The sequence below is a fragment of the Rhodococcus sp. PAMC28707 genome, assembly GCF_004795915.1.
GTDB lineage: Bacteria > Actinomycetota > Actinomycetes > Mycobacteriales > Mycobacteriaceae > Rhodococcoides.
Map to the genome: position 1 here is coordinate 2,913,745 of NZ_CP039253.1, position 25,068 is coordinate 2,938,812.

The window sequence follows — 25,068 nt, forward strand, 5'->3', positions numbered from 1 at the left end:
CTTCATTTGCCCTCCGCTGCTTCGGCAGCGCGATCGCCCGCGTATTCCGCTCCGAGTACCGCGTCGATGTACACCGAGCGGTCTCGTAGATCCGCTGCCGCGCGATCGCTGATGTCGATGATCCGACCCGCGAACACTGTCAATGCCAAACCGACGATGACCAAACCGATCGTCGGGATGAGCATGAACGCCGGCATGCGTCCGACATCCTCGCGGTCACCGAAAGCGATATCCGTCGAATCGTCCAGCAGCGCCGAAGGGCTGTGATCGGCCAGGTCCCCTTCGGGTGCGTCGGCCCGCGCTCGCCAGAATGCCTTCGTCCAGACACGAGCGATGACGTAGAGCGTCAGCAAACTGGTGACCGTGCCACCCGCGACAAGGATCCAGGCGAGAACACTGCCGTCTGCGCTACCTGCCTGTAGTAGCGCGACCTTGCCGATGAAACCCGAGAACGGTGGAATTCCACCAAGATTCAATGCCGGGACCAGGAAGACGATGGCAAGAACGGGGCTCGCCGCGGCCAGTCCGCCGAGCCGTCGTAGCGACGAGGATCCGGCCTGACGCTCGATGAGTCCGACTACGAGGAACAGCGTCGTCTGCACGATAATGTGGTGCGCTACATAGTAGATCGAGCCGGACAGGCCTGACTGAGTCGACAGTGCGACACCGAAGATCATGTATCCGATGTGGCTGACGAGGGTGAACGAGAGCAGACGTTTGATGTCGCTCTGGGCAATCGAGCCCAAAATACCGACCAGCATCGTGAGCAGACCACACACCATGAGCACATTGTCGAGACTGCCGTCGGGAAACAGCAGAGTATGCGCGCGGATGATCGCGTACACACCGACTTTGGTGAGCAAGCCGGCGAAGACTGCGGTGACCGGGGCCGGAGCTGTCGGGTACGAATCAGGAAGCCATGTCGACAGTGGGAATACCGCGGCCTTGATCCCGAAGGCAACGAGGAGGACGGCGAAGATCGCAGTCCTGGTTCCAGTGGGAATGTCTTCGAGACGCGTCGCCATGTGGGCAAGATTGAGCGTGCCGGTGGCGGCATAGACGAGCCCGATTCCCACTAGGAAGATCAACGAAGACACCATCGAAACCATGACGTACGAGACGCCGGCGCGGACGCGGTCCGCACTGGCACCGAGGGTCAACAGCACGAACGAGGCGGCGAGCAGAACCTCGAATCCGACATAGAGATTGAACAGGTCGCCCGCGAGGAAAGCGTTGCAGATCCCTGCTGTCAACGCCAGGTAGGTGGGCAGGAAAATCGACACCGGCTGGTTTTCGCTGCCGTCCCGAATGCCCTGACCGATCGAGTACACCATCACGGCGAGCAACACGATCGAGCTGACCACCAGCATCATCGCAGCCAATCGGTCGACCACCAGCGAGATGCCGATGGGCGAGTCCCAGCCACCGACCTGCAGCGCGGTGGCTCCGTTTCGATCGGCAAGGTAGAGAAGTGCACCGGAGATCAGGACGACCGCGGTCAGCGCGACGACGGTAATGAAACGCTGGGCCCGTGGACGACGGCCGAGCACGAGCGTCAAGGCCGCAGCAATCATCGGGATGAGGACGGGGAGAGGGGTGAGAACGTCGGTTGTGCCCGCGGGAAGGGTCATGTCGCGTTCCCCTTCTTTTTCGTCCTTTTCTCTACTGGGGTCGTATCTTTGACGGCACTGTCGATCCCGTCCAAACCTTGCACCTCGGGTTCGTCGTCATCATCGTCGAAATCGCCTTCGTGCAGGTCCTCATAACATTCCAGATCTTCGATATTCTTCAATTCGTCGATGGGTATCGGGTTTCCCTGTGAGTCGAAGGCGTCGCCGCTGAAGCTGGGCTCGCCGGTGACAGGGTCGTCGGAACGGTCGCGGTCCGGTGCGTCGGCGACCGATCGACGCTTGGAGACCTTGGTGTCCTCCGGGTCGTTCTCGACGTCGTCCTTGGTATTGAGCGTGAACGAGCGGTACGCCAACGCCAACACGAACGCGGCAATGCCCATCGTGATGACGATCGCCGTCAGAATCATCGCCTGCGCCAACGGATCTGCTATCTCGTCGTGAATGATCGTGCCGCGCCCCACGATCGGTGGGTTGCCCGGGGGGCCGCCGACGGTGAGGATCAGGATGTTGACCCCGTTGCCGAACAGAAGCAGCCCGAGAAGCATCTTGGTGATAGAGCGCTCGAGGAGTAGATACACCCCGCACGAGACGAGTACCCCGACGATGATCAGCATTCCGAGATTTGCGGTCATCGCGCGTTCACCTGCTTCTTGGTTTCCACCTGAGCGTCGAGACGAGCGCCGAGACTGCGCAGTATGTCGAGCACGAGACCGACGACGATGAGATAGACGCCGAGATCGAAGAACAAGGCAGTGACAAGTTTGATGTCACCGAGGATCGGCAGCGTCAATTCCAGTGTCGCAGAGGACAATGCCGGTGCGCCGAGGAACAAGGAAGTCACGGCAGTGCCCGCGGCGAAGATGAGGCCGAGGCCGAGGATCTTGCCTGCGTCGATCGGCACCGCCTCGCCCAGCTCGTATCGCCCACCGGCAAGGTATCGGAGTACGAGCGCCAGACCGGCCGTCAGACCGCCGGCGAAACCACCGCCCGGCGCGTTGTGGCCGGAGAAGAAGAAGTACACCGACATCACCATGATCGTCGGGAAGACCAGGCGGGTGGTGACTTCGAGAATCAGTGAACGATGCCGCGGGTCGATCAGATCTCCCCCGAGCAACCAGGTCGTGTCCGAGCCGAATCCGCCTTCGGAACTGCTGGCCGGTGCGTCGGCCACGCGTGGAGCGGTTCCGAACCGCCGGTTCCGGAACACCAGACTCGCGACGCCGGTGGCCGCCACCAGCAACACCGAAATCTCCCCGAGGGTGTCCCAGGCGCGAATATCGACCAGCAGAACATTGACGATGTTCTTACCGTCGCCGAGTAGATAGGCGGCGTCCGGTAGTTGCAGGTACAGCGGCTCGGTGTTGCGGGCGTTCATCGCGAACGCGCCCAGAATCGTCACGGCGGCGCCGACGGCGATTGAAAGCAGTGCACGTGGGATGCGCCAACCGGCAGATCCGCGGTCGTCGACTTCGGCAGGCAGCTTGCGCAGTACCAGAACGAAGACGACGAGGGTCAGTGTCTCGACGAGGAACTGTGTCAGGGCCAGGTCGGGAGCGCCGTGGATGGCGAAGATGATGCCGCAGCCGTATCCGGCGACGCCGACGAGGAGCACGCTGGCGAGGCGGTTTCGCATGACTGTCGCGCCGAGCGCCCCGGCGATCATGATCAGTGCCACCACCATCTGCAGCGGGTTGTCGAAAAGCTTGAAGTTCAGGCCCGGCACGTCCCCGACGGCCAGCACGATCATCGGCAGCAGCACGAGGGTGAGAAGGATGGTTGCCTGTGTGACCGGCAGGGATCCGCGCTGGGTGGAACCGGTCAGTCGGATGGACAGCGTGTCCATCCCCTTGAGTACGGCGTCGTAGACGCGGTCGGCGTTGCCGAGCGGTGGATGCTCGAACTTGAGCCGGTTCAGAATTCGGTGTGCGATGAACAGAGCCACACCACCGCTCACGACGATCACCGTCAGTCCGAGTGGCAGATTGAATCCGTGCCACAGAGAAAGGTGGTAAGACGCCTGCCCGTAGGACGGCGTCGTGCGAGCGTAGGGGCTCACGATGGCGTCGACGACCGGGGAGAAGATGCCTGCGAGGAGTCCGAGGACGGCAAGGAATGCTGGAGCGGCCAGGAAGAGAGCGGTGGGTTGGTGCATTTTCTTGACCGCCGGGCTCGGACGCTTGAGCTGCTTTCGGCCGAAGGCGCCCCACACGAAGCGGATGCTGTACGTCACCGTCAGCATCGACCCGATCACCATGGCGGTGACGACGAGAATGCGGACGGTCGGATCGAGAACAGGGGTGCCGATCACTGCGGACAGGGCCGCTTCCTTGCCGACGAAGCCGAGGAACGGTGGCAGTCCGGCCATGCTGGCTGCGGCGAGTGCGGCGATGCCTGCCAGTATCGGCACCTTCTTACCGAGGTGAGCGAGCTTGCGGATATCGCGTGTGCCGGTGGTGTGGTCGATGACGCCGACGACCATGAAGAGCGTCGCTTTGAACATGGCGTGAGCCAGGACCATGGCCAGGCCTGCGAGCATCGCTTGTTCGGTGCCGATCCCGACGAGGACCATCAGGAATCCGAGTTGGCTGACCGTACCGAATGCGAGGATGAGCTTGAGGTCGAAGGCGCGTAGCGCACGCCAGCCCGCGAGGATCATCGACACCAGACCGAGTGAGATGACCGTCGCCCGCCAGGGCCCTGAGTCTGCGAAACCGGGGGCCATGCGAGCTACGAGGTAGATGCCGGCCTTCACCATTGCCGCGGCATGCAGATAGCCACTGACCGGAGTCGGTGCTGCCATTGCCCCTGGCAGCCAGAAGTGCATCGGAACAATGGCCGATTTGCTGAGCGCACCGATGAGAATCAGTACGACGGCCACACCCGCAAGCCACCCGCCGGGCGCGTCGGCGATGACGGTGGAGAGGCTGTAGCTTCCGGCGACCTGACCCAGAATGATGATGCCGACGAGCATCGCAAGGCCGCCTGCGGTGGTGACGAGCAAAGCCTGCGTCGCCGCACGTCGAGACGAGGCACGCTCGGCGTAGTGGCCGACGAGCAAGAACGACAGGACTGTCGTGATTTCCCAAAAGACATACAGCACCAACATGTTGTCGCTGGTGATGAGCCCGAACATCGCGCCGGAGAAAGCGACCATCTCCGCAGCGAAGATGCCGAGGCGAGGTTCGTCGTCCTCGAAGTAGCGCGCACAGTAGAGCAGAATCAGCGCCCCGATGCCGAGGACCAGTAGCGACATGATCGCGGCAAGGGAGTCGAACCGCATGTCGAAGTTCATCGACAGTCCGGGAACCCATTGGATGCTCAGCGTCTGCTCGGTATTCCAATTCGCGAATACCCAGATGAGGCTCGCCAACGGAACCAGTGCGAGCGGGAAGAAAGCGTTGCGGCCCCAATACCGGACCGCAAGGGGCGCAAACACGGCAGCGACCGTGTGCGCCAACAAGATAGCGAGCAAAAATTCACTCCGTCGTCTCGGGTCGTGTCGCTGAAGAAGGAGACACGGTGGTCGTGGGGCGGCGTCGAGTAGTCGAGCAATTATCGGGAACACTCGTGAGCCGCGTTCGCGGCCGACGATATGGATTGGCTCCAATCTTACTTTGCACGGGCGTGGCGCCGTTACCCGGTGCAGAAGGGTCTAGACGGTTCGAGGAACCCTAGTTCTGTAGTCAGCAGATTCTGGCTGGTCTGTGACGGCTGGTTTGTGATGGCATGAGTGGGACTACTGGATGTGGAGCGAGCATGAATGGGATGGGCAAAGTGTGAGTGGAAGTGTGATCAGAACTGCTGCGCTGGCGTTCGTGCGGGATCGTCGGATGATCCAGGCCAGGTCGGCAGGGAAGTCGGTGTTCTACATGGCAGGCGGAAAGATCGATCCAGGTGAGAGCGCCGAGGACGCGCTGCATCGGGAGGTTCGTGAGGAACTCGATGCAGCCGTCCTCGACGGTTCGCTGGAGTTGCTCGGCGTCTTCGAATGCGCGGCCTGGGGGCACCCGCAGGGCACCGGCTTGCGGATGAATTGCTTTCTGGCCGAGTTGGCGTCGGAACCGGTCGCGACCAGCGAGATTGCGGAGATCCGGTACTTCACCCGCGACGAGTATGCGGCGATGCCCGATGTCGCACCCGGGTCGATGTTGGTCTTCGACCGAATGCGTGAACTCGATTTGATCGATTGAGGGGAATCCACCCTTCGGGTACGTTGGGGCGAGAACGTACGTTCTCCCGATCGTATAGGAGCCACACCCATGACGAACCTGTCCCAGAAGGCCACCGCACTTCTCGAACTCCATAAGCCGGGCAATCCCGTCGTACTCCCGACCGTGTGGGATGCATGGTCTGCGAACCTCGCCGTCTCGGCCGGGTTCACCGCGCTCACCGTCGGCAGTCATCCAGTGTCCGACTCACTCGGCAAGCCGGACAACGAAGGAATCACCTTCGAAGAACTGCTGACCCGCGTCTCGCAGATCACCTCTGCCGTGGACGTGCCGCTCTCCGTCGATATCGAAGCAGGCTACGGGCAGGACCCCAAGCGGCTCATCGACGGTCTCATCTCGGCAGGCGCCGTAGGCCTCAACATCGAAGACACCGTCCACAGTGAAGGTGGGCGACTCCGCGAAGCACAGGAGCATGCCGATTTCGTCGGCGCGCTGCGCACTGCATCGGACGCGACCGACGTACATGTGGTGATCAATGCCCGCACCGACCTGTTCGTCAAGCAGATCGGTGACGAAAACGACCGCGTCGACCGGGCCATCGCACGACTGAAGCTCGCTGCAGCCGCAGGTGCGGACTCGCTCTACCCCGTCGGATTCCACAACGACGCCGATTACAAGCGTCTCGCATCCGAACTGCCGCTCCCGATCAATGCGATCGCACATCCGGTGGACGGCGACCTGGCGCACTTCGCCGAACTAGGTGTCGGCCGCATCAGCTTCGGGCCGCTGTTCCAAGCCTCGCTCGGCAAGCATGCAGAAGGAATCCTCGCGCGCTGGAAGTAAGGCTCCTCGCCGGCGGGATGGACATGGCCATCCCGCTAGCGCATGGCGCTGTAGGCCTTCAAATGCGCTACTTGTGCTGCATCGAGTGAGGGGCGCACCGTCTTTCGGGCAGCCTCGACGTCGGCGGCAGTGACGTCGGCGGCATCCATCGACCGACGCATCGCGGTCAACGCTGCTTCGCGCAGGAGTGCCGCGCAGTCCGCAGCCGAATAACCATCGAGCCCCTCCGCCAGCGCGTCGAGATCGACGTCGGCAGCCAGTGGAACCGACTTTCCCGACGCCTTCAGGATGTCCTTGCGAGCATCGGCATCCGGCGGCGGCACGAAGACCAGTCGCTCGAGGCGTCCTGGACGAAGGAGAGCCGGATCGATCAGATCGGGCCGGTTGGTTGCACCCAGCACGACCACATCTCGCAGCGGCTCCACGCCGTCCAGCTCGGTCAACAACGCCGCCACGACGCGATCGCCGACGCCCGAGTCCGAACCCTGACCGCGTCGAGGCGCCAACGCGTCGACCTCGTCCAAGAAGATCAGCGACGGGGCGGAGTCACGGGCGCGCTGAAACAGCTCGCGCACAGCCTTCTCTGAGGATCCGACCCACTTGTCCATCAACTCGGCGCCCTTGACTGCGTGGACGCTGAGTTGACCGGAGCTGGCCAGTGCGCGCACGAGGAAGGTCTTCCCGCACCCGGGTGGCCCGTAGAGCAATACTCCGCGTGGGGGATCGATGCCCAGCCGCGCAAAAGAATCGGGATGCTGCAACGGCCACAGCACCGCTTCGGTCAGCGCTTGTTTGGTCTCCACCATGTCCCCGACGTCGTCCAGGGTGATGGTGCCGATGGCGAGTTCCTCTGTGCCCGAACGTGACAGCGGTCTGATCACATCGAGCGCGGCGAGAAGGTCGGCTTGCACGATGACGGGGTCGCTCTTGTTGTCGCTGGCCCGAGACGCTGCACGCAGCGCGGCTTCGCGCACCAGCGCTGCTAGATCGCCGACAACGAAACCTGGTGTCCGTGAGGCTATTTCATTCAGTTCGAGGGAGTCTGTCGGGACTTTGCGGAGTAGATGCTCCAGCAGCGCCTCGCGGACCGCGCTGTCCGGAAGGGTCAAAGTCAACTGGCGGTCGCACACATCCTGGGCGCGCACTCGACTGTCCGTGCTCTCGGGATGAGCAGTGGTGGCGATGAAAGCAATCCCCTCGGTAGCCACGGCCCGCCTCAGATGATCGAGGATCAGCGTCGACGCAGGCTCGGCGAGCGAGGGCAGGAGAGCGTCGATATCGGTGACCAGCAGTACGCCTTTGCCTGCCAGACTGTCGGTGGCAGCAGCTACCGCATCCACTCGCTCGGATGCTTCCAGTGCGCCGATCGAAGGACCGTCGAGTTCGGCGACAGTACGTCCGGAAAGTACGGCGCGCGCCAGAGTTGCCTTCCCGACGCCTGCCGGACCGGTCACGAGAACTCCGAGGTGCGGCGATGCACCGAGCTTGGCGAGCAACTCGGACTCGTCGAGAGCGAGGCGAAGCCATTCGAGCAACTTCGCCTGTTGGACCGACACGCCCACCAGTTCGGCGGGCGAAATCGCCGGGATCACCTCGGGGACCGTCGGTGGTCGGCCCTGTCCCCATCCGACGGCGGAGTTGGGTTGGACGCTCACTGGCCCTCCGGATGGTTCGACGGCGGAGACGGTCAGCAGTTCGGTGGTCCATGCAACACCGAAGGTGCGCGAGAGTGCTTGCGTGGCAGCGCTGGAACTGGTCCCCGGTCCCAAGTCGCGGGGGAGCAGTGACACCGTGTCGCCGACGGTCACAATCTTGCCCAGCAGTGCTTGACGGAGGGTGGTATCGGAGATCGAGCCCGCGGCGAGAGCTGACCCGGAGAGTCGAACGGACTTCGCCCCATAGACGGTCACCGGGGCGATGGCTACCGACCCATCTTCTTTGATGCCGGTGTTGGACAGCGTGACGTCGTCGAGCAAAGCAGTGCCCTGCGGGGTGCCCTCCGGTGCCCGTCCCGCAACCGCTGCGGTCCGACGAGATCCGATGAGCGCCACTGCGTCCCACTCCCGAATGCCGAGTGCCGCGAGCACCTCGGGGTGCAGTCGCACCACGCCGCGGCGTGCATCGGCTGCAGAAGTGTTCAGGCGGGCGGTCAGGACCAGTTCGGGGGCACTCACCTCGGGCCCCGCGGCCGGCGAAGACCCAGGCGGGCGGCGGACTTACGCGCGGTGTTGGGCGCGCGTCGAATCGCCCGGCGCTCGGCCCGGCGCTCGGACGGCTTGGCATCCCACGTGTACGGCCGCGCGGCAACCCATCTTTGCGAGCGAACAGCGAACGGGATGTGCGCGAGGTACACCAACACGAGCACCATCAACAGGATCAACGGATAGGTGATCAGTGCAGCAGCGGTCAGCGCCACCATGATCAGGAGTGCCGCGGCCATCCGCGGAGGCACCGACACTGACTTGAGCGCGAGCGTGGGAATCCGGCTCACCGCAAGGGTTGCAGTGAACAATGTCCATCCGACGACGACGTAGAACGACGCCCACCAGCCGTCGCCCCACTCTTCGAACGCTGCAATCGGCACCAACACGATGAGCGCCCCCGCCGGAGCAGGAACACCGGTGAAGTACTCCGCGGCGTAGGTCGGGGTGTCGTTGTCCAACAGGGTATTGAAACGAGCGAGACGCAGAACCATGGCCACTGCGTAGGTCAGTGCGACGATCCAGCCGAAGCTACTGCCGTCGAGCAGCGTCACATACAACACGAGCGCAGGTGCAACACCGAACGAGATCGCGTCGGCCAGTGAGTCCAGTTCGGCACCGATCTTGCTCGTCGCGTCGAGGAGACGCGCGATGCGTCCGTCCAGGGCGTCGAGCACCGCTGCCGCTCCGATCATGGCCAGTGCAACGCCCAGCTGATCGCTCAGTGCGAATTTGACCGCGGACAGACCTGCGCACAGAGCGAGAATTGTCACGATCGACGGCAGAAGTCTGACGGCGGCAGGTGGCCGCGAGCGTCTGGTGATCATCGCCCGGACCCTTACTGGGAAAGCTCGGCGAGCACAGTTTCGGCGCCTACTGCGCGTTGGCCACGCTCGACGAGCAGCTTGGTGCCCAGTGGGAAATAGGTGTCCACGCGCGAACCGAATCGGATCAAACCGTAGGTGTCACCGATGGTGAGCTTGTCGCCGATCTTGGCGTTGTTGATGATGCGCCTCGCGATGAGGCCGGCGATCTGCACGACCGCGATGTCCTGGCCCGCAGCGGTACGAATATGCATGCTGTTTCGCTCGTTGACCTCGCTTGCTTCGGCCAGATCAGCAGACTTGAACTGTCCGCTGCGGTGCACGACCCCGAGCACCTCGCCGCCGACCGGAACCCGCTGCACGTGTACGTCCAGGACGGAAAGGAAGATGCTCACGCGCGGCACCGGATCGCTACCCAGGCTGAGTTCGGAAGGGGGCACTGCGGTATCGACCAGTGTCACCAGCCCGTCCGCCGGAGCGACAACGACACCGGGGCGGTTCGGTGGAACGCGGCTCGGATGCCGAAAGAATGTGGCGCAAGCGCCGGCTGCGGTGAGGCCGGCCAGTCGCACCCACTTGTACTTACGGCCGAGAACGGCCACTGCAAGAGGGCCTGCAACGAACGGAAGCCCTGCCGGGTGCAGGGGCGGGACTGTCTCTCGGACCAGGTCGATGACGTGCGCGACCCCAGTTCGGGGAGGTTGACCGATCGGGGTGGGACGGCGTGCCACTTCGCTCCTTATGACTGTCGGTATACCAAGGCCTCGGCACAGACGACTGCCGGGGCCTCACACAGTACGTGGAAGCCCCGGCAGCCGGTAAGTGTGAGTCGATCAGACCTTGCTGCGGCCCATGACCAACTTGACGAGGAACAAGAGGATGACTGCGCCCAGCAGGCAGGTGATGAAGCTGAAGATGAGTCCGCCGCCTTCGACGTCGACTCCGAATACCTTCAGTAGCCAGCCACCGAGAAGTCCACCGATGATTCCGACGACGATGTTCAAGATGATGCCCATCGAGGCGTCGGTCTTCATGAGCTTGCTGCCGATCCATCCGGCGAGACCGCCGATGATGATCCAGCCGATTATTCCTAGGCCCAACATATGGTGCCCCCTCTTACTAATAAGCAATGGATAGTGCTCGTCCAGCATTCCCAGGCGAATCACCAACCAAACATGTCAGCCCTTTTCGGTTTCCGCTTTGATGCGCTGGAGCGATTTGTTCATGCCGTCGACCAATTCGATGTCGAATTGATCGCTACCGCCGAGCACGTTCTTGACCAGGAACGACGAAATCGCGGTGGTGCCACTCGGCGCCTCGCGCTTTTCGACTACCGAGGTGCCGGTCCCGTTCGGGGTCAGTGAATACGACCAGATCGTCTTGTTGTCCAGGACTCGGAAGGCGATCTTCTTGTTCGGTTCGAACTCGATCACTTTCGACCTGGTCGGCCAGACGAGAAGTCCCTTGCGGTTGATGTTGAGAGTGGTGGTGCCGCGTCGAACATCGCCGCCGAAGACCTTCATGAGCTTGCACTGCGGACTCCACTCGCCCATCCGCTTCAGGTCGGAGATTATTTTCCATACCTGCTCAGGGTTGGCGTCGATGTCGATCGTGGCTTCGAGAGTCTTGCTCACATCTACCTCCGTGATGATGCGTGCAACCTGGCGTCACATGCAGTTGGGCAGGATCGTATACCGGGGTGTGGGCATGCTGTTCCGATTGTGCACACACCAAGCGGGATTTCGTTCCGGGAGGGCGGAACTGGAACGCCATGCCCATCAACTCCGTGAACGCCGGCGCCGGCGCACCACTCCGGCAATCTGTCGCGCAGTCTTTTCCGGGTTCGCCATCACATCGAATGCCGAAAATCTCAGCACGAGCCAACCGTCGAGGACCAGATCGTTCTGCCGACGCCGATCCTTGCTGAACACCTCGGGCGCGCTGTGGAACTCACGGCCGTCCACCTCGACGACGACCCGTGCGAGTTCGTCGACGAAGTCGCACACGTAGTTGCCAACCCAATGGTTGGTCGCGAGGCGGAGACCGCACGCGATGAGCGCGCGATTCAATACACGCTCGGGCTCCGAGGCGAATCCCGACGCGGCACTACGAAGCTGAACGGATGCGCGGGAGTTGCCTCGGCGTCTGGGGGTACTTCGAATTTTCGCGGCCAGGTCTTGCGCATCGATGTCTGTCGCGAGGCGTTCGTCGACGATTCGAGCGACAGCTTCCGGTGTCATCACGGCGATGCAATCGATCAGAGTTCGTTCGCGGGCGACGACGGGGAGCCTCACGACCTCGGTGGTATCGGATGCGGGCAGGTCTCGGCGATACATCCTGAGCCAGCAAGGGGTTCGAGCCTTGGATACCGCGGGCAGCGTCGCTTCGATCATCGAATGCTCGTCCATCCACCCGTACAGCCATGCTGCTGTGCGGTGACTGAGAAGTGCGTTCGGCTGCCACAAGGTGACGGCGTAGCAGCGCGCGATGGTGGTCGGCTGGTCGGCGCTGTAGATCCCTGGCAGTACACGTTCGTATCTGCGGGTGATCGTGCTGTTGGGTATGCCCTCGGCGAGGAGTTCGCTACGGGTGGTGATTCCGTGGGGATGCACGGCGGTGAGCATCGCCGACGCCTGGACGCGTTCGATCGATGCGAGCTGGGGCTACAGAAACCTTGTGGACGAAGGTCAGGATTGTGGACAACCCCGGGCATGGTGTTCCGGTCTCGCTCGAATGAGACGGCATCCCGCCTGGTAGAGGTGCAACGGGAACGCCATGCCCATATCGGCAGCCGGATTTTTACATTCGTGCGTACCGTGCGAGCACGAAGGCGTACAGCCCGTACAGCGCGATGCCCACGCCGACCACGATCAACAACAATTGACCGAACGGCTGTTGGCCGAGGGTCTTCAGCGCGCCGTCCATACCCGTCGCCTTGCTCGGATCCGAGGTGAAGACCGCAGCTACGACGAGCGCTCCTGCACCGATCAGGGCGATGCCTTTGGCGCAGTAACCCACGATCCCGAGGCGCTCGACGGTTTTGCCGGTGTAGCCCTCGAGGTCGTCGAGGAAGTTCTTGGATACGCCCTTGTAGACGTGATAGCCGCCGACGCCGATGATGACGAGTCCGACGACGACGAGAACGAACTTGCCGAAGCTATTACCCATCAACTCCGATGTCATGGATGCGTTCTGCTTGCCGCTCGACTTGCCGGATCCGCTGGCGAACCCGAAGGTCGTCCACGCGAAGGCGATGTACACGACGGCAAGTGCACCGGCTTTCAACCGGTCCATCACGCTGCCCGCATCGTCGTCGGACTTCTTGCCGACGATAGCTTCGACGATCCGCCACAGAGCCAATGCCACGAAGGCGACGAAGGCAACCCATAGGGCGACGGATCCGCCGGGCTTGCTGCCGAGTTCGGCGAGCGCGCCGGATTGGTCTGCGTTTCCACCTTGCCCGAACGCCAACCTGATGGCGATGTAGCCGATGAGAATATGGAGCACGCCGCTGACGAAATGGCCGGCGCGTGCGGCCTTCTCGAATGCGCCGTTGTTCTGCACCGACTCGACGACGTCGGATGCAGATGAATCCCCGGTTTTGTTCACTTACGGCCCCGATCGATTGTGACTTCTTGTTTGGCGGAACTTTACCCATGGTCGACGGATCCGAAACGCCTCAGCGCGCCTCACCCACAACGGGTAACAAGGGGCGAACACTGGCGATAGAACAAACGAGGAATCAGCCAATTCAGTTCGACGGAGTGATCGATCGTGAATCTTCATTCGATGTTGCGACGTACCAGCGCGGATGTGCCACTGCTCGAGTCTGCCCGGATGAGTGGGCGGCCCCGTAAGTGGCCGAGTGAGCAGTTGGAACGGCTGCTGACGCCACGGGAAATCGACTTGATAAGACGCGGCCAGATCTGATCTCTGGCCGGAAGTCCTGCGCACCGACTTCCCGAGCGGCATACTTGCCGGCAAGTGACAGCGTGGGAGGATCTATGAGCGAGGCAACGCCCTATGTCGACCCTTCCGCTGCGCCCTCCGGCCCTGGTTGCAAGGAGTGCACCGAAAGCGGCGGCTGGTGGTTTCATCTGCGGCGTTGTGCGCAGTGCGGACACATCGGCTGTTGCGATTCGTCACCGTCCCAGCATGCGAGCAAGCATGCGGGCAGTGCCGATCATCCATTCATTCGTAGCTACGAACCCGGTGAAAACTGGTTCTACAACTACACCGATGAGCAAATGTACGACGGCCCAAATTTGGCTGAGCCGCAGCACCATCCGCTCGAGCAATCGACGCCCGGTCCGGCTGGGCTGGTGCCGTCGAACTGGCAGCAGCTGCTGAACTGACGTGGTTGCCGAGAGCGAGACGGGCGCGGGTTGCCTCTATCAACAAGTTGTCCGACGTCGACGTCACGGTGTTGCAGGCGATGATTGCCGTGTCGCATGAGTACGCGGTCGGTAATCTCGGCGTATGACGTTGATTGCCGAGGACCTGTTTCTGCTACTGGTAGACGACGTCACCGGTAAGCCGATCGTCGACAGCACCAAATTTCCCCGCGTGCTGGCCGGTGCGGTCGTTCTGGAATTGGCCGTCGAGGGTTGTGTGCGCATCACCTCGAAAGGCGAGTCCTTCAAGGCAGGACGGCTCTTGGTGAGTGGCCCTGCTCCCTCCGATCCCCTGCTTGCGCGTGCGCATGCCTTGATCGGCGCTCGAAACGGTCGGCTGAAGCCGCAGCGGGTGATCGAGAAACTCCAGAGGAACTTGAACAAGGAGGTGGGGTCCAGGCTCGCCCAGCAGGGCCTGGTTCTCGAACGTCACGACAAAGTGCTCGGGCTCTTCCCTACGGTGTCCTGGCCGGCGCGCGAGGTGACTCGCAAGAGCTGGGCGCGTCAGGGGATCGGAAGCGCGATTATCGACGGCACGACACCGGCCCCCGAGATTTCGGCGTTGATCTCGCTGGTGTCCGCCATCGACGCCGTACCGAAGGTGTTACCAGGAGTGGACAAGAAGGCAGCAAAAAAGCGCGCAAAGGAGATTGCCGAGGGCGATTGGGCCAGTTCAGCGGTCCGAAAGGCCGTCGAGGATGTCAATGTCGCGGTCATGGCCGCCGTCATGGTCCCCATCATCGTTTCGACCGGCTCCTAGCGGACCTGCCGGCCATCGACTGCTCACGCAGACAGTAGTCGAAGAACCAGCGCGGCAATGGCGACAGCGGCGAGGAATGCAGCGGGACCGAAACCACTGTCCTTCACTCGGAGGTGAGCGATGACCGCGCCCACGAAGTACAAGATCACTCCGACTGCGGCGGCGACCCCGATGGGCCAGACGAACAGTCCGACGATCAGGCCGATCGCGCCGAGAATTTCTAGGTAGGCAAGCCATGGGATCTTGTCGGCAGGCACGCCGACCTGTTCCATGATGGGGATGACCTTCGGATTCTTGGTCAACTTTCCGACCGCCGAGAAGGTCAGCGATACAGCGAGAAAAATCGATACTGCGACTGTCGCAATGAACATCGGTGCCCAATCTATTGTGTCGCCCGAGCTCTCACCGGGCGTCCGTTGTCGAGAACCAGAATAGGGTCGACGGCGGTGGTCGCGGGAGAGTTGCGAGCATGAGTTTCTGTCCCCGTCGACGCTGGGCGGGTGCGCCCTGAGCGAACGCTGAGCAAGTCGGGCCAGCAAATCGACCATGCAGTGCCCGTCGACCTTGCACTCGCCATGGTCGAGTGCTAGAAATGCAGTTGGCACTCTCGATACGTGAGTGCCAGGTCGGGACACGGTGAGGCTGGGGATCAAGGACACCCCTGGTCGTCCGTCGCGGGCACCCAACTCGGCCAGAAATGTGTCACCCCCAATCCGGAGGATCACTTCGTAATGGCCAAGATCATCGCGTTCGACGAAGAGGCACGCCGTGGCCTCGAGCGAGGCCTCAACGCCCTCGCTGACACAGTTAAGGTGACGTTGGGACCCAAGGGTCGCAACGTCGTGCTCGAAAAGAAGTGGGGAGCTCCCACGATCACCAACGATGGTGTCTCCATCGCCAAGGAGATCGAGCTCGAAGATCCCTACGAGAAGATCGGTGCCGAGCTCGTCAAGGAGGTCGCCAAGAAGACTGACGACGTCGCAGGCGACGGCACCACCACCGCCACCGTTCTCGCCCAGGCTCTGGTCCGCGAAGGCCTGCGTAACGTCGCAGCCGGCGCCAACCCGCTCGGCCTCAAGCGCGGCATCGAGAAGGCTGTTGCAGCCGTCACCGAGTCGCTGCTCGCTTCCGCCAAGGAGATCGACACCAAGGAGCAGATCGCTGCTACCGCTGGTATCTCTGCGGGCGACCCCGCCATCGGTGAGCTCATCGCCGAGGCAATGGACAAGGTCGGCAAAGAAGGCGTCATCACGGTCGAGGAGTCCAACACCTTCGGCCTGCAGCTCGAGCTCACCGAGGGCATGCGCTTCGACAAGGGCTACATCTCGGCGTACTTCGCCACTGATGCAGAGCGTCAGGAAGCCGTCCTCGAAGACGCGTACATCTTGCTCGTCAGCTCCAAGATCAGCACCGTCAAGGACCTGCTGCCCCTGCTGGAGAAGGTTATCCAGTCCGGCAAGCCGCTCGTCATCATCGCCGAGGACGTCGAGGGCGAAGCTCTCTCCACTCTCGTGGTGAACAAGATTCGTGGCACCTTCAAGTCCGTCGCCGTCAAGGCTCCCGGATTCGGTGACCGTCGTAAGGCACAGCTCGCCGACATTGCCATCCTCACCGGTGGCGAGGTCATCAGCGAAGAGGTCGGCCTCTCCTTGGAGACCGCTGGACTCGAACTGCTCGGCCAGGCACGCAAGGTCGTCATCACCAAGGACGAGACCACCATCGTCGAGGGCTCGGGCGATTCCGACGCTATCGCCGGTCGCGTCAGCCAGATCCGTGCCGAGATCGAGAACTCCGATTCCGACTACGACCGCGAGAAGCTGCAGGAACGTCTGGCCAAGCTGGCCGGCGGCGTTGCAGTCATCAAGGCCGGAGCAGCAACCGAGGTCGAGCTCAAGGAGCGCAAGCACCGCATCGAAGATGCTGTGCGTAACGCCAAGGCTGCTGTCGAAGAGGGCATCGTTGCAGGAGGTGGCGTCGCGCTGCTGCAGGCGTCCCCGGCACTCGACTCCCTCAAGCTGGACGGCGACGAGGCGACCGGCGTGAACATCGTTCGCGTCGCCCTCGAAGCACCGCTGAAGCAGATCGCGTTCAACGCAGGCCTCGAGCCTGGCGTCGTCGCTGAGAAGGTCCGCAACTTGCCCGCAGGTCACGGCCTCAACGCCGCGACCAACGAGTACGAGGACCTGCTCGCTGCAGGCATCAACGACCCGGTCAAGGTCACCCGCTCGGCACTGCAGAACGCAGCGTCCATCGCGGCTCTGTTCCTCACCACCGAGGCCGTCGTAGCCGACAAGCCCGAAAAGGCCGGAGCGCCCGGTGGCGATCCGACCGGTGGCATGGGCGGCATGGACTTCTGAGTCCGTTCCCCCCGCTTCACCGCTGAAAAAGCCCGACTCCCTCGTGGAGTCGGGCTTTTTCGTGTGCGCGGAGAAACTGCAGCGATGCGGCGGAGCGGCACCTAGGCTGTCGAGCATGGCCCGCGCAGCGTCACCGTCGATCGAACTCGAGGTGGGCGAACGTACGGTGCGCATCTCCAACCCTGATCGCGTGTACTTCCCCGAGAGCGGGGCGACCAAGATCGACTTGGTGAACTATTACCTGAGCGTCGGAGATGGGATCGTCCGCGCGCTGCGGGAACGTCCCTGCATGATGCACAGATTTCCGTCCGGTCTCTCCGGCGACAAAGTTCACCAGAAGCGTGTGCCGAACGGAGCACCACCCTGGATCGAAACGGTGCAGGTGAAGTTTCCGCGCTACAACCGGACGGCCGACGAACTGTGCGTAACGGAATTGGCGCATGTGGCCTGGGCAGTCCAGATGTCGACGGTCGAGTTCCATCCGTGGAACTCGCGGCGGGCGGATGTCGAGAGTCCCGACGAGTGGCGTATCGACCTCGACCCGATGCCGGACTGCCCGTTCGATCGAGTTCGACGCGTGGCAGGCGTCGTGCGCGAGGTTTTGGAAGACCTCGGAGCCGTCGGCTGGCCGAAAACCTCTGGTGGACATGGTCTTCACATCTACGTGCGGATTCAGCCGGACTGGGGTTTCAAGGACGTGCGAAGGGCCGCACTGGCTTTCGCGCGGGAAGTCGAGCACCGGGCACCCGAGGACGTGACGACCACCTGGTGGCGCAAGGACCGTGACCCGAAGAAACTCTTCGTCGATTACAACCAGAATGCCCGCGACCACACGATCGCGAGCGCCTACTCGGTACGTGGAAACGCGGAAGCAACTGTCTCGACACCGATTTCCTGGGATGAGGTAGTCGACGTCGATCCGCGAGAATTCACGATGTTCACCGTCCCGGCGAGGTTCGCCGAACTGGGCGACCTGCACGAGGGCATCGACGATGCCGTGTTCTCCATCGACCCGCTCTTGGAATGGGCTGAACGCGACGAGCGGCAGGGATTGAAGGAACCGGAGGAATAGCCCGGACTCGACCCAAGACTCGCACGCCTTCACCCGAACGAGAGGTATGACTTCTGTGTCTCACATCGCCCTGCTGACCACTGGCGGAACCATTGCCAGTAGCCGTGACGAGAACGGCATCAGCCGTCCGGGCAGTGATCCGCTCGGGTTCTCGTTGGCCGCCGATGTCGAGGTTCGTGAGGTCTTGTCCAAGGACAGCTCGGCGTTCGACTTCGCCGACATGGACGCCGTCGCCGACGCTGTTGCGAATGCGCTGACCGATCATGACTGCGTCGGCGTCGTGGTTCTGCATGGTACGGACACCATGGAGGAGACGGCACTTCTCGTAGACCTGTTCCACGATGATCCGAGGCCGGTGGTGTTCACCGGTGCGCAGCGGACTTCGGATCACAGCGAGCCCGATGGGCCCTACAACGTCACGGCAGCGATCGAAGCAGTGCGGAACCCGAGTAGCAGGGGAAGGGGAGTCCTCGTTTCCTTCGGTGGCAGAACGTTGCCTGCGCGCGGCTTGATGAAATGGCATACATCAGACCTGGACGCATTTTTCGGATCGGCGCAGGAACGCTCCGTCTTCGACCGTCGGAAAATTTCGAACACCAGAGTCGACATCGTTGCGCTGTACCCAGGGGTGGATGCGGTCGCCATCGATGCGTACCTCGGCGCAGGAAGTCAGGGGCTCGTGCTGCAGGCACTCGGTTCGGGGAACACGAACAGCATGGTCGTGGCGGCGGTGAAGCGTGCCACGGCCGCAGGGATCCCTGTCGTCGTCACGACGAGGGTTCCGCTCGGCTCTGTCGAACCCAGCTACGGCGGCGGAGGGGGCGGTGCGGACCTTGTCGATGCCGGCGCAGCGTTCTCACCACTGCGAGCGGGTCAGGCACGGATTCTGCTCGCCGTGCAGATAGCGACACGTGAGAGGTAATTCGTGGACAGTGGAGTGATGCGTCGCAACGAGCCCGACATTCCCGGTTCACCGGTAGGTCGACGCATCTTCCTCGGATTGGTCGTCGCCGGGGCGGCAGGAATTCTGGGCGGCGGCGCCATTCAAAATGGGCTGGCGACCGTGATGGGCCCGATCGGCAACCACGATCCCACCGGACTGGTCGGCCTGATCCCGCTGGGCAACAACTTTCGATTCTATTCGGTGACCACGGGTGCGCCGCGCAAGGACGAGAGCAGTTACGAATTGACCGTCGATGGTTTGGTTACAACACCGCGCACTCTCGGACTACAGGATTTGCGGGCGATGCCGCAGACATCTCTGGTGCGAGACTTCCAATGCGTGACCGGATGGCGTGTTCCGCAGGTCCCGTGGAGCGGCGTGCGCCTGTCGGAGATCCTCGATGCAGCCTCGCCGACGGCCGATGCGACGGCAGTCCGATTTACCTCGTTCGACGGCACGTACACCGAGAGCCTGACGCTCGAGCAGGCACGTCGCGACGACGTCATCGTCGCCCTCACCATGCTCTGCGGCCCGGTCACTCATGATCATGGCGGTCCAGTTCGGCTCTACGTTGCACCGATGTACGGCTACAAGAGTCTGAAATGGCTCGGCGGAATCGAGTTGACTTCGGATGTGGTCCCCGGTTACTGGGAGCCGCGGGGATACTCGATAGACGGCTGGGTCGGCGCGTCGAATGGACGTGACGATGACGCCACGAGCTGAACTGCTGCGCTTCCACCGAGTCGAACGTTGGGTGCACTGGTCCGTCGGCGCGCTGACCCTCGTATGCATCGCGACGGCGGCGATTCTGTACAACGGTTCGTTGGCGGTCCTCGTCGGCAATCGGCACTTGGTCGAATTGGTGCACGTCTATTCAGGGTTCGGTATACCGATACCGCTGATTCTCGGTCTTGTCTCGCGGGCCTATCGGCGGGATCTGCAGCGCCTCGATCGGTTCGTCGTGGAGGACTGGAAGTGGTTGCGGTCCAAGACTCTTCGGCTCCGCGCAGTGGGCGTCGGGAAGTTCAATGCCGGCCAGAAGCTCAACGGTGCGTTGAGTGGCGGATCGATTTTGGTACTGCTGCTCACGGGGACGGTGATGTTCTTTCCCGAGTGGAGTCCGCTGAACTGGCGGACAGGAGCGACGTTCGTCCACGATTGGTTCGCTCTCGCCTTCGGGCTTCTCGTAGTGGGCCACATCTTCTACGCGTTCAAGGATTCCGAAGCGATGCGCGGTATGCGCGGCGGGTCGGTTCTGCGTGCGTGGGCCGAGAACGAGCATCCGGAATGGGCTCGCGAAGTCGAGGCAGCGGAGCGGCCCGTGACTAGTGGTCGAGACCCCGAGATTCCTCCGCGAGAACGGTGAACTCGTCCCCGACCGACACCCGACCGACGGTGTTCACCGAGAACTTCGCGCCGAAGACGACGCCCTTGGTGGGGCCGCGGCGGTAGGAGGCGAGGGTACGCAGTGGTTCGGGGCCTGTCCGAATGCCGGTTGTCTGCTCGACGGTCGTGACGGCGCACCGGATGGCAATCTTGTCGAACGCGAGTTCGCAGGTGCCGACGGAGGCCAGGCGGACCCGGTCTTCCCGGTGCGCATCGGCCCAACCGGTGACGAGGATGTTGGGCCGGAACCGACCGAACGGAATCGGTGCGTCGAGCCGGTCGTTCAGGCCGCGCATCGACGCATCGGACAGGATGTGGACTGCGGTGCTGTCCGCGAAGCTCGGGGCAGTCGCGGTGATTCCGACCAGCCGGCACTCCTCGCCGAGGATCTCACCGAGCCAGCGTGCAACGTCGTCGCCCTGGTCGATGCCGTGAAACGGTTCGTCGAACATCGTGACATCTCGTAGCTGGGAATGTCGATCGACCTCGACGGCGATCGATCCGAAATCGACGTGCGAGAGGGTGAGGACGTCGTCGACGATCGAGGGGTGGACGACGGCGAGAACCGGATTGCTGCGTTGACTGCGGAACGATCCGTCTGCACCCACGATCATGAACTCGCGATCGTGTTCGAGTCCCCGGAACGTCATCGACGCGGTGCGGAGAGACAGGCCCGCGCATCCCTTGACCGGGTAGCAGATTATGTCGGCGACACTGCCGTTGTCTGTCAGCGACTTTCGATCCACGACCGAAGACTACTGCCACGGGTTCGACTGCCGGTAAAGCTGCCCCGTCGTCGATGATCGGTGGGACGATCGGGACATGAGCGAAACAGCGTCGGTCGTCGTCGGAGTCGATGTAGGTGGAACCAACATCGAAGTCGGTGCCGTCGACGAACGTCATCACGTACTTTGCCGGGCGAAAGCTGCCACTCCGGAAGGTGGACCCGAAGATGTCCTGCAGGTCATCATCGAACTCGTCGGTTCCCTCGACGCCGACCCCATCGCTGTCGGAGTGGGGATTCCAGGAGTCGTGCACGAAGGACGCGCTCTCACCGTGCCCAACCTGGTCGGTTGGACCGAAGATGTCGACCTGATCGGGCCACTCTCGGACGAACTCGGAGTTCCGGTCACCTTGGGGAACGACGCCAACGTGGGCCTGCTGGGTGAATGGACAGCAGGAGCAGCCCGAGGCGGTCGGAACGTCCTCGGTCTCTGGATGGGAACGGGGGTCGGCGGCGGCCTCATCCTGGATGGTCGGCCCTACGTCGGAACGCGAGGAGCAGCCGGAGAAATCGGACACGTCATCGTCGCTGCCGGTGGTGCACTCTGCACGTGTGGGCGCAGGGGATGCGCCGAGGCCTATGCGGGACGACGATCGATGCGTGGCGCCGCAACGACGATGGTCGATGCAGGTAGGAAGACGTCTTTGTTCACGATCCGCGACGACGAGGGCAAGACGAAGTTGACATCCAAAGTCTGGGCCCGCGCCCTCGAGGAAGAAGACACACTTGCAACGACACTGTTCGACACGGCGATCGAGACCCTGGGTGTTGCGGTCGGCTCCACCATCAACCTGCTCGATCTGGATCGGGTCGTCGTAGGTGGTGGGCTGGCCGAAAAGCTCGGGCAGGATCTCGCCGACAAGCTGTACGAGGCGACCAGACCATGGATGCTGCAACCGAGCCCCGACCTACAGTTCGTCGTGTCCGAGTTGGGAGATGATGCGGGGGTCGTAGGCGCCGCAGTACTCGCCCGAGCAGCCTTGGTCGCCGGCTGATCGAAACTGGTAGTCGACCTTCGCTTCACCGCCGAAGAATGCGGGTCGGAGCTGAGGGGTGTGACGGGTTAGTTTGGACGCATGACTCGTGCTTTGTTGGTAGTGGATGTACAGAACGATTTCACCGAGGGCGGCGCCCTGGGCATCGACGGCGGCGGCGAAGTAGCACGCAAGGTCAGTGCATTGTTGGCGAAGAAGGGCGACGAGTACGACGTCATCGTGGCCTCGCGAGACTGGCACGACGCGGTCGGCGACAACGGTGGCCACTTCGCGACCGATGACGCGCCCAACTTCGTCGACACGTGGCCCATGCACTGCGTCGCGGACACGGTCGGGTCGGAATACCACGGCGAGTTGGTCACCGGATCGGTGGACGTGCACGTCTACAAAGGCCAGGGGAAGCCGTCGTACTCGGCATTCGAAGGCATCACCGATGGGGGCGTCACGTTGCCGGAGGTGCTGCGAGTCAACGAGGTGACCGATCTCGACGTCGTCGGACTGGCTACCGACTACTGCGTGCGAGCTTCGGCACTCGACGCGATCGCTCTCGGGCTGAAGGTACGTATTCTCACCGATCTGATCGCCGGCGTTGCTCCCGAGTCTTCGGAGAAGGCGCTGGCCGAGCTCGTTGCCGCGGGTGCCGTGCTGGTCTGACGAGTCAGTCGTCGATGGTGGTGGTGATGTAGGTGACGCTCGGGGCCTGGGGTGTGGAACCGAATCCGAATCGGACCGGCGGCGTGACGCGGGTCAGTGAGCCGAGATTCTTTCCGTCCCACGACGCCTCGACTGCGGTGACGCGGTATTGGGTGTGAGCCCCGTAGTACTCGCGGCGCCCACCGCCGGCGCTGCCGCGGGTCCGTACGCCGCGGAGCGCCACTCGGGCGATGGGGTCGGTCAGTGTGCAGAACCACGGGGCGGTCGAGACGGCGGTGGGGACGAGCTTCAGCAGCACGCCGAGCGGTGTGATTCGGCCGGTGTGGATTTGCAGGTCCAATCGACCTGCCTGCACTTTCTTCGATCCGTCCGGTAGTCGTTCGAACGTCACGGGGGTGAGAATTGTTTCGTCGAATGTGTATGTGGCCGAAACGAATTCACGGACCTCGTCGTCAGGGACCAAGAGTAGACGGTGGCCGTTCTCGAACTCGACCATGACGTCGGTGAAGGTGCCGAGCGGAGACCGCGTCCAGTTGCCGACGACGATGCGTGTGCCCGAGGATGTGCCCATCCCGTAGATCTCGCCGTGGAATCTCGATCGTGTCACCAGATCGACTTTAACCACACCAACCGATCGGTGCGGGCATGATGGAATCCATGGCGTCTCTGCAACCAACGATATTCGTCCTGTTCGGTGCGACCGGTGACCTCGCGAAGCGCATGGTCCTGCCCTCGTTCTATCAACTCCATGTCGAGGGACTGCTGCCCGAGAAGTGGCTGCTCATCGGCAACGGTCGTCACGACACCTCCGACGACGAGTTTCGCGACCACGTCCACGGTGCGTTGAAGGAATACGGCTCCGAACTCGGCAGCAAGGACTGGGACGAGTTCGCGAAACGGGTCCGATTCGCAGGTAAAGGATTCACCGTCGAAGACCCGGGTGCGCTACCGGAGGTGGTGGCGTCGGCCAAAGAAGAGGTGGGCGAGGACGCGCAGTTGGTGCACTACATCGCACTGCCGCCGAGCACGTTTCAGGACTACACCAAGGCCCTCGGCGCGCACGATCTCGCCGCTGGTGCACGGGTGGTGTACGAGAAGCCGTTCGGCACGTCGCAGCAGGCTTTCGAGGAACTCGACAAGGTAGTGCACGAGGTTCTCGACGAGAAACAGGTCTACCGAATCGACCATTTTCTCGGCAAGGAGGCGACCCAGAACCTGCATGTCCTGCGGTTCGCGAACGGAATGATCGACGGCATCTGGAACGCCGAACATGTGGCTCAGGTGCAGATCGATGTCCCCGAGACTCTGAACATCGACGACCGAGCCGAATTTTATGACAGCACCGGGGCTGTTCTCGACATGCTGGTGACTCACCTCTTTCAGGTCGCCGCCGAGATCGCGATGGAGCCTCCAGCGTCGTTGGCTGCCGACGATCTGCAATCCGCCCGGGAAACGGTCATCGGGTGCTTCCGGCCGATCGACACGGCCGAGGTCGTACTCGGCCAGTACGAGGGTTATCGCGACGTCGAGGGTGTCGCCGACGACTCGACCGTGGACACCTTCGTCGCTGCCAAGCTGTGGGTCGACACCGATCGGTGGCGCGGCGTGCCGTTCTTGCTTCGAACCGGGAAGATGTTGGGGGTCAGTGCTCAGCGCGTGTCGCTGGTGTTCCGGAAGCCGCAGAACAGCCCGCTGACCGATCTCCCGGACGACGGTGCGGTGCTGTCCTTCGACTTGTCCGGCAGCGGCTCGATCGACATGGCGATGACGGTGAAGGAGCCGGGACCGGATTTCGACCTATCCGTCGGGCATCTATCTCTGCCGTTGCCGTCCGTTCCCAACGCCGACCCACTGTCGCCGTACTCACGCCTGATTCTCGACGTGCTCAACGGTGATCGTTCGTTGTTCACCCGGCCAGACGGGCTCGCACACGTCTGGGAAGTGGCGGCACCGCTGTTGAACGATCCACCCGAGGTGAAGCCGTACGCGGAGGGGTCGATGGGTCCGGAGGGATCTGCGGACCTCGCGGCGCCGTGCGGGTGGTTGGTGCACTGA

Annotated in this window: 25 protein-coding genes; 12 read left to right on the top strand and 13 right to left on the bottom strand. The window is 62.7% G+C overall.

From position 1 onward, the window contains the following. Window positions 1-2: 2 nt before the first annotated feature. From E5720_RS13285 to E5720_RS13295, 3 genes are read right to left on the bottom strand one after another with little or no spacing between them, the layout of a single operon-like run. Window positions 3-1,631, bottom strand: a complete 1,629-nt coding sequence (locus tag E5720_RS13285) for a Na+/H+ antiporter subunit D (RefSeq protein WP_136171042.1) — start codon at window positions 1,629-1,631, stop codon at window positions 3-5. After that, window positions 1,628-2,263: a Na(+)/H(+) antiporter subunit C gene (locus tag E5720_RS13290; RefSeq protein ID WP_136171043.1), complete on the bottom strand. Its 636-nt coding sequence runs from the start codon at window positions 2,261-2,263 to the stop codon at window positions 1,628-1,630. Before E5720_RS13290 ends, E5720_RS13285 begins: the two co-directional genes overlap by 4 nt. Further along, a complete protein-coding gene (locus E5720_RS13295) occupies window positions 2,260-5,103 on the bottom strand; it encodes a Na+/H+ antiporter subunit A (RefSeq protein WP_168708352.1) in 2,844 nt (947 codons plus the stop codon). The genes E5720_RS13290 and E5720_RS13295 overlap by 4 nt, the downstream gene beginning before the upstream one ends. Window positions 5,104-5,461: 358 nt before the next feature. On the opposite strand from E5720_RS13295, the gene E5720_RS13300 reads away from it, so the two are divergent. Together E5720_RS13300 and E5720_RS13305 are read left to right on the top strand one after the other, a co-directional pair. After that, window positions 5,462-5,821: an NUDIX domain-containing protein gene (locus tag E5720_RS13300; protein WP_247596330.1), complete on the top strand. Its 360-nt coding sequence runs from the start codon at window positions 5,462-5,464 to the stop codon at window positions 5,819-5,821. A gap of 69 nt (window positions 5,822-5,890) precedes the next feature. Continuing rightward, a complete protein-coding gene (locus tag E5720_RS13305; protein WP_136171045.1) occupies window positions 5,891-6,643 on the top strand; it encodes an isocitrate lyase/phosphoenolpyruvate mutase family protein in 753 nt (250 codons plus the stop codon). A gap of 35 nt (window positions 6,644-6,678) precedes the next feature. Here the strand turns inward: E5720_RS13305 and E5720_RS13310 are convergent, their stop codons facing one another. The 7 genes from E5720_RS13310 to E5720_RS13340 form a co-directional block, all read right to left on the bottom strand. Continuing rightward, complete coding sequence (locus tag E5720_RS13310) at window positions 6,679-8,817, bottom strand: AAA family ATPase (protein ID WP_136171046.1); 2,139 nt, start codon at window positions 8,815-8,817, stop codon at window positions 6,679-6,681. Next, a complete protein-coding gene (gene pssA / locus E5720_RS13315; protein ID WP_136171047.1) occupies window positions 8,814-9,671 on the bottom strand; it encodes a CDP-diacylglycerol--serine O-phosphatidyltransferase in 858 nt (285 codons plus the stop codon). Before pssA ends, E5720_RS13310 begins: the two co-directional genes overlap by 4 nt. Window positions 9,672-9,682: 11 nt before the next feature. After that, entirely contained in the window at window positions 9,683-10,399 is a 717-nt protein-coding gene (locus tag E5720_RS13320) for a phosphatidylserine decarboxylase (protein ID WP_136171048.1), read from the bottom strand. Between the two features lie 102 nt (window positions 10,400-10,501). After that, window positions 10,502-10,771, bottom strand: coding sequence for a GlsB/YeaQ/YmgE family stress response membrane protein (locus tag E5720_RS13325; protein ID WP_136171049.1), 270 nt, complete (start codon window positions 10,769-10,771; stop codon window positions 10,502-10,504). Between the two features lie 75 nt (window positions 10,772-10,846). Next, window positions 10,847-11,302 (bottom strand): SRPBCC family protein, encoded by a 456-nt coding sequence (locus E5720_RS13330; protein WP_136171050.1) that lies wholly within the window; start codon window positions 11,300-11,302, stop codon window positions 10,847-10,849. 144 nt (window positions 11,303-11,446) lie between these two features. Then, complete coding sequence (locus E5720_RS13335) at window positions 11,447-12,292, bottom strand: DUF559 domain-containing protein (protein WP_136171051.1); 846 nt, start codon at window positions 12,290-12,292, stop codon at window positions 11,447-11,449. A gap of 175 nt (window positions 12,293-12,467) precedes the next feature. Then, window positions 12,468-13,277 (bottom strand): DUF1206 domain-containing protein, encoded by an 810-nt coding sequence (locus E5720_RS13340; RefSeq protein ID WP_136171052.1) that lies wholly within the window; start codon window positions 13,275-13,277, stop codon window positions 12,468-12,470. 395 nt (window positions 13,278-13,672) lie between these two features. Here E5720_RS13340 and E5720_RS13345 point away from each other — a divergent pair, with 395 nt between their 5' ends. Then, window positions 13,673-14,023, top strand: a complete 351-nt coding sequence (locus E5720_RS13345; protein WP_136171053.1) for a UBP-type zinc finger domain-containing protein — start codon at window positions 13,673-13,675, stop codon at window positions 14,021-14,023. Window positions 14,024-14,147: 124 nt separating this feature from the next. Further along, a complete protein-coding gene (locus E5720_RS13350) occupies window positions 14,148-14,822 on the top strand; it encodes a GPP34 family phosphoprotein (protein ID WP_136171054.1) in 675 nt (224 codons plus the stop codon). Between the two features lie 23 nt (window positions 14,823-14,845). Here E5720_RS13350 and E5720_RS13355 read toward each other — a convergent pair whose 3' ends face one another. Then, on the bottom strand, window positions 14,846-15,193 hold the full coding sequence (locus tag E5720_RS13355) for a DoxX family protein (RefSeq protein ID WP_136171055.1): 348 nt from the start codon (window positions 15,191-15,193) through the stop codon (window positions 14,846-14,848). A 360-nt stretch (window positions 15,194-15,553) separates the two neighbouring features. On the opposite strand from E5720_RS13355, the gene groL reads away from it, so the two are divergent. From groL to E5720_RS13380, 5 genes are all read left to right on the top strand, one after another. Next, complete coding sequence (groL, locus tag E5720_RS13360) at window positions 15,554-17,179, top strand: chaperonin GroEL (RefSeq protein WP_136172681.1); 1,626 nt, start codon at window positions 15,554-15,556, stop codon at window positions 17,177-17,179. A gap of 115 nt (window positions 17,180-17,294) precedes the next feature. After that, window positions 17,295-18,251, top strand: a complete 957-nt coding sequence (ligD, locus tag E5720_RS13365; protein WP_136171056.1) for a non-homologous end-joining DNA ligase — start codon at window positions 17,295-17,297, stop codon at window positions 18,249-18,251. Between the two features lie 46 nt (window positions 18,252-18,297). After that, window positions 18,298-19,173, top strand: a complete 876-nt coding sequence (locus E5720_RS13370; RefSeq protein ID WP_247595951.1) for an asparaginase — start codon at window positions 18,298-18,300, stop codon at window positions 19,171-19,173. An 18-nt stretch (window positions 19,174-19,191) separates the two neighbouring features. Next, window positions 19,192-19,917: a molybdopterin-dependent oxidoreductase gene (locus E5720_RS13375; RefSeq protein WP_136171057.1), complete on the top strand. Its 726-nt coding sequence runs from the start codon at window positions 19,192-19,194 to the stop codon at window positions 19,915-19,917. Then, entirely contained in the window at window positions 19,901-20,560 is a 660-nt protein-coding gene (locus tag E5720_RS13380; protein WP_136171058.1) for a cytochrome b/b6 domain-containing protein, read from the top strand. The genes E5720_RS13375 and E5720_RS13380 overlap by 17 nt, the downstream gene beginning before the upstream one ends. Here the strand turns inward: E5720_RS13380 and E5720_RS13385 are convergent. Further along, complete coding sequence (locus E5720_RS13385) at window positions 20,520-21,326, bottom strand: MOSC N-terminal beta barrel domain-containing protein (RefSeq protein WP_247595952.1); 807 nt, start codon at window positions 21,324-21,326, stop codon at window positions 20,520-20,522. The two genes, E5720_RS13380 and E5720_RS13385, sit on opposite strands and share 41 nt — an antisense overlap. A 76-nt stretch (window positions 21,327-21,402) precedes the next feature. Between E5720_RS13385 and E5720_RS13390 the strand changes: the two genes are divergently transcribed. Both E5720_RS13390 and E5720_RS13395 read left to right on the top strand, forming a co-directional pair. Further along, on the top strand, window positions 21,403-22,359 hold the full coding sequence (locus E5720_RS13390; RefSeq protein WP_136171059.1) for an ROK family protein: 957 nt from the start codon (window positions 21,403-21,405) through the stop codon (window positions 22,357-22,359). 81 nt (window positions 22,360-22,440) lie between these two features. Next, complete coding sequence (locus E5720_RS13395) at window positions 22,441-23,013, top strand: isochorismatase family protein (protein WP_136171060.1); 573 nt, start codon at window positions 22,441-22,443, stop codon at window positions 23,011-23,013. Window positions 23,014-23,017: 4 nt separating this feature from the next. Here the strand turns inward: E5720_RS13395 and E5720_RS13400 are convergent, their stop codons facing one another. After that, window positions 23,018-23,620 carry a hypothetical protein gene (locus E5720_RS13400; protein ID WP_136171061.1) on the bottom strand — a complete coding sequence of 201 codons (603 nt, stop codon included), beginning with the start codon at window positions 23,618-23,620 and terminating at the stop codon, window positions 23,018-23,020. 50 nt (window positions 23,621-23,670) lie between these two features. On the opposite strand from E5720_RS13400, the gene E5720_RS13405 reads away from it, so the two are divergent. Beyond that, entirely contained in the window at window positions 23,671-25,068 is a 1,398-nt protein-coding gene (locus E5720_RS13405) for a glucose-6-phosphate dehydrogenase (NADP(+)) (RefSeq protein WP_136171062.1), read from the top strand.